At 33.2% G+C, this 11,690-nt stretch carries 12 protein-coding genes and 2 pseudogenes; 7 read left to right on the top strand and 7 right to left on the bottom strand.

The features are described from left to right. Positions 1-32 precede the first annotated feature (32 nt). Positions 33-1,562 carry a BA3702 family sensor histidine kinase gene (locus tag M014_RS0116270; RefSeq protein ID WP_026592688.1) on the bottom strand — a complete coding sequence of 510 codons (1,530 nt, stop codon included), beginning with the start codon at positions 1,560-1,562 and terminating at the stop codon, positions 33-35. 277 nt (positions 1,563-1,839) lie between these two features. Between M014_RS0116270 and M014_RS0116275 the strand changes: the two genes are divergently transcribed. Beyond that, the gene (locus M014_RS0116275) at positions 1,840-2,208 is read left to right on the top strand and encodes a VOC family protein (protein WP_026592689.1); all 369 of its coding nucleotides are present in this window, start codon (positions 1,840-1,842) and stop codon (positions 2,206-2,208) included. A gap of 30 nt (positions 2,209-2,238) precedes the next feature. On the opposite strand, the gene M014_RS0116280 is transcribed toward M014_RS0116275, so the two are convergent. Beyond that, on the bottom strand, positions 2,239-3,078 hold the full coding sequence (locus M014_RS0116280) for a YitT family protein (protein WP_081811061.1): 840 nt from the start codon (positions 3,076-3,078) through the stop codon (positions 2,239-2,241). 119 nt (positions 3,079-3,197) lie between these two features. Between M014_RS0116280 and M014_RS0116285 the strand changes: the two genes are divergently transcribed. From M014_RS0116285 to M014_RS28515, 4 genes are all read left to right on the top strand, one after another. Then, positions 3,198-4,001: a protein phosphatase 2C domain-containing protein gene (locus tag M014_RS0116285; RefSeq protein ID WP_026592691.1), complete on the top strand. Its 804-nt coding sequence runs from the start codon at positions 3,198-3,200 to the stop codon at positions 3,999-4,001. 15 nt (positions 4,002-4,016) lie between these two features. Further along, positions 4,017-4,475 carry a peptidoglycan recognition protein family protein gene (locus tag M014_RS0116290; protein WP_026592692.1) on the top strand — a complete coding sequence of 153 codons (459 nt, stop codon included), beginning with the start codon at positions 4,017-4,019 and terminating at the stop codon, positions 4,473-4,475. Positions 4,476-4,490: 15 nt separating this feature from the next. After that, on the top strand, positions 4,491-4,739 hold the full coding sequence (locus M014_RS0116295; RefSeq protein WP_026592693.1) for a DUF2164 domain-containing protein: 249 nt from the start codon (positions 4,491-4,493) through the stop codon (positions 4,737-4,739). 767 nt (positions 4,740-5,506) lie between these two features. Continuing rightward, complete coding sequence (locus M014_RS28515) at positions 5,507-5,671, top strand: DUF4021 domain-containing protein (RefSeq protein ID WP_081811062.1); 165 nt, start codon at positions 5,507-5,509, stop codon at positions 5,669-5,671. A gap of 104 nt (positions 5,672-5,775) precedes the next feature. On the opposite strand, the gene M014_RS0116315 is transcribed toward M014_RS28515, so the two are convergent. Next, entirely contained in the window at positions 5,776-8,004 is a 2,229-nt protein-coding gene (locus tag M014_RS0116315; protein ID WP_026592694.1) for an MMPL family transporter, read from the bottom strand. Between the two features lie 124 nt (positions 8,005-8,128). Here M014_RS0116315 and M014_RS0116320 point away from each other — a divergent pair, with 124 nt between their 5' ends. Continuing rightward, a complete protein-coding gene (locus M014_RS0116320; protein ID WP_026592695.1) occupies positions 8,129-8,752 on the top strand; it encodes a TetR/AcrR family transcriptional regulator in 624 nt (207 codons plus the stop codon). A gap of 157 nt (positions 8,753-8,909) precedes the next feature. Continuing rightward, positions 8,910-9,266, top strand: a complete 357-nt coding sequence (locus M014_RS0116325; RefSeq protein WP_026592696.1) for a carboxymuconolactone decarboxylase family protein — start codon at positions 8,910-8,912, stop codon at positions 9,264-9,266. Between the two features lie 104 nt (positions 9,267-9,370). On the opposite strand, the pseudogene M014_RS28520 reads toward M014_RS0116325, so the two are convergent. From M014_RS28520 to M014_RS0116340, 4 genes and pseudogenes are all read right to left on the bottom strand, one after another. Further along, a pseudogene (locus tag M014_RS28520) lies at positions 9,371-9,499 on the bottom strand (MarR family transcriptional regulator); the annotation flags it as partial. Positions 9,500-9,641: 142 nt separating this feature from the next. Further along, entirely contained in the window at positions 9,642-10,670 is a 1,029-nt protein-coding gene (gene splB, locus M014_RS0116330) for a spore photoproduct lyase (RefSeq protein WP_026592697.1), read from the bottom strand. Beyond that, positions 10,667-10,930: a transcriptional regulator SplA domain-containing protein gene (locus tag M014_RS0116335; RefSeq protein WP_026592698.1), complete on the bottom strand. Its 264-nt coding sequence runs from the start codon at positions 10,928-10,930 to the stop codon at positions 10,667-10,669. The genes splB and M014_RS0116335 overlap by 4 nt, the downstream gene beginning before the upstream one ends. A gap of 541 nt (positions 10,931-11,471) precedes the next feature. Further along, positions 11,472-11,690: pseudogene (locus M014_RS0116340) on the bottom strand (SAM-dependent methyltransferase); the annotation flags it as partial.

The raw sequence follows: 11,690 nt of genomic DNA on the forward strand, positions 1-11,690 counted from the left end.
CATGATAGGGAGAAGAGAAAATGAATGAAACGCTACTTGTTATTATTCGGCACCGGGGAGATGGGTAATCGAATATCTACAGTTGTTCCTTTATTCAATTTACTTGAGATTTGAAGTTTACCGTGATGCTCATCGATAATTTTATAACACATCATTAAACCCAGTCCGGTGCCTTTTTCTTTTAGACTATAGAAAGGCTCACCTAAACGAGAAATACGATCCTGCGGAATACCACAGCCCTCATCTAAAATACGTATTAAAATGAAATTATCTTTTAATGATTTCGTTTTAATAAAGATATTTCCACCATCTGGCATAGCTTCAATGGCGTTTTTTAAAATATTAATAAAGACTTGTTTTAACTGATTAGCATCACATTGGATTTCGGGCAGAGCAGAAGAATGATCCATAATAATATGTACATTATGCATAACCGCAGTAGGTAAAATGAAGGTTACAACTTCTTCGATTACTGTTTGGATTTGACAAGAATGGATAGATAAAACTTGTGGTTTAGACATCGCCATAAATTGACTTGTAATGGATTCAATTTGTGAAATTTCACTTAGCATAACATCTATATACCACTTGTTTTTTTCACTAATATCAGGCCGTAATAATGTTAAGAATCCCTTTAAAGCTGTTAATGGGTTACGTATTTCATGAGCTATTCCTGCCGTTAGCTGTCCGACTACCGCTAATTTTTCAGATTTTCGTAGTAATTTCTCTGTTTCTTTTAATTCAGTAACATCCCTGCCCATAACAATGAGTCCTTTTCGGGATCCGTCAGGGTGAAAGAGTGGAACTTTTGAAAGGTCCAAAATCATATTGGATGTACCCTTATGAAAAACCAATTCTTCACCATGAATAATTTGTTTTTTTTGCCATGCAAGTTCATCAATTTCTTCGCAATGTAAAAATGCTTCGCGGTACGCTTCGTTATATTGAACGAGTTCACTATCTTTTTTTCCATGATAAGGAACGTTGTGAAAATCAAAGCAAGAAAGTGCGTAATCGTTTGCTTCAAGCCAGCGTCCTTCATGATCTTTAAAGATGACAAAGGCTGGCATTGAATCCATTAATGTGCGCAATCGTTTTTCGCTCTCTTTTAACATTTTTTCAATTCGTTCAGATTTTTCGAGAGGTTTCATAATTGCATATACACCCGAGAGGTGATTTTGAATAAAAATAGGGACTAATTTTGTAACTACATCTATTTGATATCCATCTTTATGGCGGATAGAAAGTATGTATTCTTCTTGATTATCAGCTGTAGTATTCTTTATATGTTGTAGTACTTGATCAGAAATATGTGCTTCTATAATAGACGTAATTGTTTTTCTTTCTAATTCCTCTGAAGTATATCCTAATATTTTTTCCGCAGAGGGATTAATATGTAATATGATTCCTTGTAAGTTCAGTGAAATAATACTATCAGGATTATGCTCAAAAAGAGATGCATACATTTCTGTTAAAGTACAATTTTGTATATGACTTTGTAAACGGCGAGGCACAGCCGAATAACGATTTTTTTGAATAGATGAAAACTTTTTCCGACTCATAACTTTTCCTCCATGCAACTAGCATCTAAAACAGATTCAATAACCTATTATAAATATAATATATGAAAAATGTTATATATTTCTATAAAAAATAAAGTTACAGAATTGAATGTTTTTTCGCTCTTTTTAATCGGTGCTTGTTAAAATACCCTCTTCATTATAAAACAAACAATATGTATATAGCTGATTAGTAAATCTTATCGTGTTTTATAAAATATAAATAAGTTATTTTTTAAGCAGTATACTATAAAATAAAAATATAAAGGGGGAGAGATATATGGTAAGTTACATTCAAGGAATCGATCATGTACAAGTAGCAGCACCTGTAGGATGTGAAGAAGAGGCAAGAGAATTTTATGGACATAAAATAGGTTTAGAAGAAATTCCAAAACCTGAAGAATTAAGAAAACGTGGCGGTTGTTGGTTTCGTTGTGGAAATCAAGAAATTCATATAGGAGTTGAACAAACCTTTTCTCCTGCTAAAAAGGCACATCCAGCTTTTTATGTTCATAGAATTGAAGAATTTAAACAAAAATTAATCGAGCAAGGGGTTCAAGTTATAGATGATCATGCTCGACCAGATGTAATTAGATTTTATGTTTCAGATCCATTTGGAAATAGAGTAGAATTTATGGAGAATAAATAAAAAAAACTAGGTGGAATTCTACCTAGTTTTTTAACCTTTTCTAAATAAACCTAATACTTCAACCGTCTCTGTAATATTTACGAATGCTTGCGGATCAATTTCAGAAATGGCTAGTTTCATATCAGCAAGCTCTTCACGCGAAACAACCGTCATAAGTACACGTTTTTTTTCACTTGAATAAGCTCCTTCACCATCAAGAAGTGTAATTCCACGTACCACAGTTGAAAGAAGTCTCTTTTTCATTTCTTCAGCTTGGTTTGTTACGATCATAAGTGTAACTTTACGATGTTTTGTATGGACAGCATCGATTACTTTACCTGTTACATAGATTGAAAGTAAACTCGTTAATGCTACATCCCAGTCAAAGAAAAATCCAGTAATTACAATAACAACTGTATTCAAAATAATGAGAAAACCACCGAGTTTAATATCCCTTTTGCGAGATAATAGCATGCCGATAATATCGAATCCACCGGTGGAACCATGACAATTAAAGACAAGACCAACTCCTGCACCGGCAATTACGCCTCCAAATACGGAAGAAAGAAGTGGGTCTTTTGCGACGATTTGTACTGGAATCCAGTATAATGCTACAGATAATACTATAACAGAGACAACGGTATTAAAAATCACTTTTTTTCCAAGGCCTATGTATCCTAAAATAAGAATTGGTAAGTTTAATACAAAATTAATAATTCCTGTATTTACAGGGGTTACAATTCCTAAGATAATAGCAATTCCACCAATTCCACTACTTAATATTTTGTGGGGGATGAGGAAAAGATTAAAGGCAACTGCAATAATGATAGAACCAATGATAACTCCAAGAAATCTGACCATCTTTTTCCCGTCCTTCACTAAAAAAATCATATTATTTCAAGATTATATATGAAATTGAAAGCCTTTTGGGAAAACAGTTTATTTAGGGAAATTAGATTAATCAAAAAAGTTTGAATAGTTAGTATTGTTGGATAGAGGAGTGTAAAGAAATGGAAATAAAAAGATACCAACAGAAAAGTCCTTTGAAACAGGAGTGTGAGGATACACTTTTTTGTAATGAAGATATGCTAGTTTATGGTGTGTGTGATGGAGCAACACCGCTTACACCATTTCAAGATGAAACGGGGCATAACGGAGCATATCTTGCCTCACATTTATTTGCAAGTCATTTTACATCGCTAAAAGAAGTGACTAGTTTACAAGAGGAAATTGTAAATGCAAACGAAGCGTTACAAGAAAAAATGATAGATTATAGGATTGATACGACGAAGAAACATCATTTATGGTGTACATGTATTGCTGTAGTTCTTATAAAAGATGAAATCATTCAATATGCTCAACTTGGTGACTGTATGATTGTTGCTACATTTCATGATGGAACCATAAAGGTGTTAACAAAGGATACAGTAAAAGGGATTAGTACACGAGCGAAAAGAAAGCGTGAAGTAGATAGGAACAAAGGACGTTCTGTACCGGAAGAACATATATTTAATGACGTGAGACAGCAATTAAAATATAATCGTTATCTTGCTAATATGCCAAATGGATATGCAGTAGCAAATGGAATGCCAGAAGCAATTGAATGGATTCAACAAGGAATATTGTCACGAGGAGAAGTAAAAGATATATTTATTTGTTCTGATGGACTATTTCATGCTGATTGGTCACTGGAACAAACAGTACAATATATCAAAAAATATGGTATACCGGCATATGTTTCAATAATTGAAGAGCTAGAACAAGAGAAACGAATTCGTCCGGATGATAAAACTGCTATTATGATTCATTTGTAAAGGGAAGGGATATAGATGAAAATTCAAAGACCGAAATTCTCTTTTCGAGATAAGCTTAAGCCACTGCAATGTGTAACAAAAATCATTATTCATCATACAGCTGAAGATGGATGGGATGTGTATAAAACACATGAATTCCATCAAAAGGTAAGAGGGTGGAGCGGTATTGGATATAATTATTTTATTGAAGAAGAGGGGACTGTGTTTGAAGGTAGGGGATTATATGTTGGAGCCCATGCAAAAGGATATAATAGTGAAACGATAGGGATTTGTATGACAGGTAATTTTGATAAATATGATCCAACCATAGCACAAATAGATTCTTTACATTCGTTATGTAGAGACTTAATGGAACAATTCTCTATATGTGAAGCACACATACTTGGTCATCGTGAATTAGAAGGTGTTACAAAAACTTGTCCAGGAATACGCTTTTCTATGGTAGAGTTAAGGAAAACCTTATCTCAAAAATAGAGGAGAAGATAATTCATGATGAATGTAAAAATACCAAATGAAAAGAAAGAGGAGCTTGTAGAGCAAATTCAGCAGTTTTTTGAAGAAGAGGACTTAGATACAATTGGACGTTTCCAAGCAGAGCGTTTAATAGAAGAGATGATAAAATTACTTGGACCGTATGTATATAATCAAGCGATTGGAGATGCGAGAAAATTAGTTACAGATAAATTGTCGAACATAGAAGAGGATTTATATGTATTAGAAAAACAGAATGGTAAATAAAAAGAGCTTATAAAAGGCTCTTTTTATTTATGTTCATCTACTTTTTCTGTTACGGTACCGATAGTATGCTTCACAATTTGTATGGAATGTACAAGAGAAGAAATATTGAAAGGTAAATATTTTTTCATTTATCATTCCCCAACAGAAAACTCCCACCTCAAGGAATGGGTAGGACATGGTCTAATGAGTAGGTGGGAGATGAATGGTGGTAGAGGAATTTCGACAAAAAAGAAGAAATGATACGAGAGAAGTATTTTTGAATATATTCCGATATCGTTCTCATACATATCGTGAAAAAAGCATGTAGAAAAACTAAAATAGAAAGTGAGGTGGAAAGTGGTGCTCGTCCATAAAGCGTATAAGTTCCGGATCTACCACATGCCCATCAACCTAACAAGAATAAACTACCCCAAAACGAAAAAAACGGGCTGAATTCTCATAAATAACTATAAAATAATAATTTTTTTGTTTTAGGGGCAATTCAAAATACTAGCTTGATGACAATGGGGTATTAAAATCTCTTAAGTTGATGGACATGGGCTGTACCCTTATGTAATAGAAATTACCTAAATTTACATTTAAATTAAAATCTTGCTATATCCTCTTACATATTTTTTAGCAAAGATGACATACTATGTATATGATGCTATTACATTAATAGCTTAAATAATTGTTCATTCAATCGGCAGATAATCCATTTGTTTATCTGTCAAACTCTCTCATACGCTTTTTATTTTCAAAAAAATTTAGTGTTTGGAGGTATAAAAATGAATTTTCAACATTCTAAAAAAGAAAAGAGTAAAAACTCAAAAAGCTTAAGATCTGAAACTACAAAAACTGGACTTCAACCAGTTGAACAAGCCATGAATGGTTTGTACGGAATGCCTGAAACTGATATAGAAAACAAAGAACACCAAAAAACGGAGATTTAAAAAAATAATTAGTATTTAGATACTACTTTTATTATATATATATTATTTCTAATAAAAAACCAAGGGAAATTAATTTTCCTTGGTTTTTTAATTTTATAATATTATCAAGCACCTACTTTTGTTCTTTCTTTTTTTCTCCAAAGTTTACCTGGCCAAAATGCTAATCGTCCTAGAACCACTGTAATGGCAGGGACAAGAAGTGGTCTTACAATGAATGTATCTAATAGTACTCCAATTGCTGTAACAATACCAAATTGAACAAGTACTTGGATTGGTAGTGAAGCTAAAACAGCAAACGTTCCTGCTAAGATTAAACCAGCAGACGTAATAACGCTACCTGTTTGAACCACCCCGTTTTTGACTGCTTCAAGGTGTGGCTGGCTACTTTTGTTTTTCCATATTTCAGAAACCATAAATATGTTATAGTCCTCTCCTAATGCTACCAAGAACACAAATGCATATAGAGGAATCGCCCCTTGTATTGCAGGCGCATCCATACCATAGTGAAGTAGTAACCATCCTGCCCCTAATGCAGAGAAGAATGATAATATCACTGTTACAATTAAGTAGATCATCGCCACAACAGAACGTAAATATACAAGTAATAATAATGCGATAATACCAATCATAACAGGAATAATCACATTTTGATCACGTTCAGTTGTCTGTTTCGTATCGTATAATGTAGCCGTTTCTCCTCCAATCCATATGTGATTATTAGCATCACTTATTTCAGCACTTTTCATTACCTGTTCTAAACTTTTTCTTAACTCAGGGATTTTATTCATCCCCTCAATAGAATACGGATTATCTTTTATTGAAACTTCAAACAATTGTAATTGATTATTCAGTTTTCCTTTTACTGGTTCTGTTACTTGATCTACAAAAGAAATTTTTGTTAATTCTTCTTTGACAGATACATCTTTTCCTTTTGTATCAACAACAATTTGTACAGGTGCTAACTCACCAGGTGAAAAATGATTAGAGATTAAATCAAATCCTTCACGTGAAGGCATATTTTTTGGAAATGATTCTAATAAATCATACGTAAATTGGACACGTGGAACAAATGAAGCCAACCCACCTAATAAGAATAGTGTTAACAGGATAATTGTCCATGGTTTACGAATAACAAGATCTCCAAGTTTTTTACTTAAGAACCCATTCAACTCCTTTAACTTAATTGTTTTCTTTTTTTTCTTAGCATATTCTTCATTTATTTCTATTGTTTTTGGAATGAATGGGAAAAATGCTACTCTCCCCAAAATAGCTAGTAATGCGGGTAAAAGCGTCAATGAGGCAACCCCCATTAGGAATACAGCAACACTAAATGGTACTGCAAATCTATGGAAAGAACCAATATGAGCAAGTAAAAGAGTACCTAATCCAACTACTACTGTAAGAGCACTCATGATAATTGCCCCACCCGATTCTTTGATAGCAAGTTGCAGAGCTTTAAATTTATTTTGTTCTACTAATAAAAACTCTCTATATCTTGAAATAAGAAATAAACAATAATCGGTACCAGCTCCAAACAAAAGTACAGTCATAATTGAAATTCCTTGTGCATCAGCAATAATCAATCCTTTATCTGCTAAAAATCCTAAAGTTGGACTAATTACCCCGTAAGCAAACCCAACTACAATTAAAGGTAAGATTGCTAAAAGTGGTGAGCGATACAGAAGAATAAGTAAAACTAAAACAAGTAGTACTGTTGCAATAAGTAATTTTACATCAGCCTGACTGAATAAGCTTACTGCATCAGTCTGAATACCAACTGGTCCTGATAGACGAACATGCAGACCAGAATCAGAAATTTTTCTTTTAAAAGGATCATCTGCCAAAGTATCCTTTATAATACGCTGCAATTCATTCATATTCTCTTGAAGAATATCTGTCCCTGCTGTTGTGTTAAAAAATACAGGAGTTACTAGAGACGTACCATCTTCTGAAACACTCTTTGCTAATGTTTGCTGTGGTATTGTATCAAATGGCGGTAACATTGATTGACCTTTTAATGGTGTTTTCTTTAGCTGTTTGTAAGTATCTTGAATTGTCTTAAAGTCATTCGCTTCTAAACCCTTGTCTCTATGCCAAACGATAAGCGCGGGGTTTCCAGCATCATTAGGAAACTCCTGTTTAATTAAACGATTAGCTTGTTGTGACATAGTGTTTTCAGGAAGGTTTGGAGCCGTCTCATCTTCAACTTTATTAACTGCTGGCCATGTAAATGATAAAACCAGGGTTAATAAGACCCATACTAAAAGAGTAATCCACCTTGCTTTTGGTCCCCCAACCAATTGTCCCCAAGTATATAGAGGATGCTTTTTCATAAATATCCACCTTTCTAACTAAACTTTTGCAGTAATTATATATACTAGTCAGTTAATTAATCAAGAACTATTATATGAATATGCTATAATGTTTTTAACTCTGAAAAGTCAGGAGCGAATAGAATTGGAACACAAACAGCGTCCCTTGGGAAGACCACGTCAAAATAAAAATACTATATCTACAAAAGATAAAATTGTAAACATTGCTACAAAATTATTTTTAAATAAAGGATATCAAATTGTTTCTATGGATGATGTTGCTAAAGAATGTGATGTAACAAAGGCAACTGTTTACTATTATTATGCTACTAAGGCTGATCTTTTTACTGATACAATGGTTCAAATGATGGTTCGAATTAGAGAAAACATGTATAGGATTCTTTCATCAAATAAGCCTCTTAAAGAGCGCTTACTTGATGTTGCAAAAATTCATTTAACCGCTACAATGGACATTGATATAAAAAGCTTTATGAGGGATGCAAAGATTTCCTTGTCTGATAAGCACTTAAAACAAATGCAAGATGCAGAAGATAAAATGTATGAAGTATTGGCACAAACTATAGATAAAGCGATACAAGAAGGGGAAATCCCTAAAAGGCACACGCTTTTAAGTGCTCACGCCTTTGTCGCTTTGCTATACGTTGGAGACTACAAAGATGTTGATCAAAATCCCCTTATCCCTGATATAGAAGATTTAGCACAACAAATTGTTGATTTTTATTGGAACGGACTAAGTAAGTCATTATGATTGCTTCTTAATTATTTTTTCTACAATACTCTCTTTTTAATTGATCACAATTCATTTCGATAAACTTTTAATTAATTCCTCCATTAGGTTTAATCAATTCGGATTAGGTTCATACTAACTTTTGTTTAAATATATGAGAAATGGAGCTGGATTAAATATGGAATTTGAAGGTAGAAACTCTACAGAATCTGCACTTCATCATTATAAGTATGGTTTGGGTTTATTTACTGAGAAAATGCCTAAGCTAGCTGAACAATTTAATTCTTTTACAGAGGAATGCTTTAAAGAAGGCACCTTATCCAAAAAGCAAAAACAGCTAATTGCTTTAGGTATTAGCCTTTATTCTCAGGATGAATATTGTATCATTTATCACATTAAAGGGTGTCTAGATCAAGGAGCTTCAGAACAGGAGATCTTTGAGGCAGTGGGAGTGACAGCTGCATTTGGTGGTGGTGCTACTATAAGTCAGGCAGTTACTCTTGTACAAGAATGTATGCAAGAGTTAAAGCAGTAATAAGAATATCATCATGGATTGGGGAATAAATTTCTCGAGTTTATGTGTTACTCTTCTTACACAATAAATAAAAACAAAAAACTTGAGCGTGTGCTAATTCTACTCAAGTTTTTTGTTTTCTCTGTTAGGAATATTAGGTGCGATCTTTTGTCGTTTGGATTATGTGTTGTGAAAATAAATTCTTTTTGCAATAACCGTTGTATAATTCCTGTCACTGTTGGTCTGGCCGAAATATTTACATTCTAAATTCTTAATTTTAAATTTAATATTTGAAAATATTGTTTCTCCTTATTCATTATAATACCTATAAATGTGTATTATATCATTAAGTACATTAATTCCTGAATCTCTAATTTTTTTATGCACGTATACATTCTATGTGAAATATTCTAATTTTGCATTGGGAAAGAACTTCTCCATATAAGAATATAGATAATTTTTTATATCTTCTTCTTCTTCTTTTTGATAAATATATTTTCCAATTCCGTATTTTCCCCATTTATATCTTCTTTTTTCTTCATCTAATTCCAATTTTGTCATTGGGTAATTTTTTTCAATCACTCTCTTAGCGGGCTTTGTAAAACGATGTTGAATAAATTCAAACGTGATATCATCACGTGCATCAGGGGGTAATTCAGCATTAAGACGCTCAAACATCTGATAGTATCCATCTTTCCAGCCTTCATGAAGATAAATAGGAGCAACAATAAATCCGAGGGGATATCCTGATCTTGCTACCTTTCCAGCTGCCTCAATCCTTTTAGCTAGTGGCGAAGTTCCTGGCTCAAAATTTTTAATAACATAATCAGCGTTTACACTAAACCGAAATCTTGTTTTTCCATTATGCTTTGCATCAAGTAAATGATCTACATGATGAAATTTTGTAACAAACCTCAATTTTCCATACTCGGATTCTCCAAAATGCTCAATTGCGCGTTTGAGGGTATGAGTCAAATGATCAATTCCCACAATATCGGATGTACAGGAGGCTTCAAACCTTGTCAGTTCAGGTGCACGTGCCTCTATATATTTGTCAGCAGCTTCTAGAATTTCGTCTACATTTACATAGGTACGGATATATGGCTTACTTCCCATTGTTGTTTGTAAATAGCAATAATGACAATGGCCCATACAGCCTGTTGCAAACGGAATAGCATACTCTGCTGAAGGCTTTGAGGTATCAAATTTTAGTGTTTTTCTAACGCCCACGACAAGAGTAGATTTTGCTACCCGATACTTTTGAAAATCGTTTTCTCCTGGGAGATCTCTCACTTGATTATGAGAAGTAGTATGCCGAATCTCTACATCCATCTTTGCAAATTTTTCATGAAGCTCTCTCCCTAATGGATAATCCAGTGCTTTGGGTTCAAAGTATACAAGTTTAGGCATAAATGGATTATTCATTCTAGCCTCCCCACTGAAGCATCCCCATAATAGTAGTTGTAAGCTTGGTTTGCCTCTTCTTCTGTAGAATAAACAGCCATTTCAAGTGAAAGTGGATAATAAGTTTCATAAAGAAACAATGCTAATTCATTAGGAGTATTAGGGTTATTTACAACAGCTGCGGCTTGTATATTTGCTACATCCTGAGTGTGGGGATTGCGATAAAAAACATAGACAATATCTCCAGCATGATAAGTTTTGCTTTCGTTAGATAATTCCATTCCATCACCTTTTCTTTTTATAAAATTTACTACATAAAGTTATTCATTAATAAAATTTTCCCTTTAGGATTTAGAATTATGTCATCTTTATTATGGAAAATTAGGTTCTGGTGCAAAGATAAAACAAAAGAGAATATAGCGCTTATATTTCTAGCGGAATTGTATTTTATGCTGTTAGGGGTCACCATACATGCCCATCAATTTAAGAATTCAGAATTAACCTAAAACGAAAAAATGAGCTTTTTGTTACAAGTTAACACAAAATTTCGTTCTGGGGGTACTATAAAATTTTAGCTTACTAGCGATGGGGCATCGCCAGCATTTCGGAAAAAAACATGCTAAGCAAAAAAAATAAGCCATCCATATGGATAGCTCATTTACATAATTTCCGAAAGCGGAAATTAAAAGTTTTTAGTTTCTTGCTCACTTAAAGCACCCGTTACTTTAAGTGTATTTCTTTACAATCTTATTTTTAAAATTAGAAAAAGATTTTACTCTTTTTTAAAAATAAAGCCAGTAGTTAATCAACGAGGGTTCAATCTCAATATTTTCTTGATTTAATGATAATAGAAGATGGTCTCCGTTTTTCATTTATTAATTCTGGCATTTTTTCTAATCCTGTTGGAGTTGACTCTGGCTCAATAATTTTCTCAATTACAAGACCGTTGTCTATAAGAGTATTAATTAATGTTGAAATTGTTCTGTGATATTTAACAACACCATCTATCCACCAATGTTCCTCCCTTTTTCCTTCTTCTTG

Source organism: Bacillus sp. UNC437CL72CviS29 (genome assembly GCF_000482345.1).
Lineage (GTDB): Bacteria > Bacillota > Bacilli > Bacillales > Bacillaceae_G > Bacillus_A > Bacillus_A arachidis.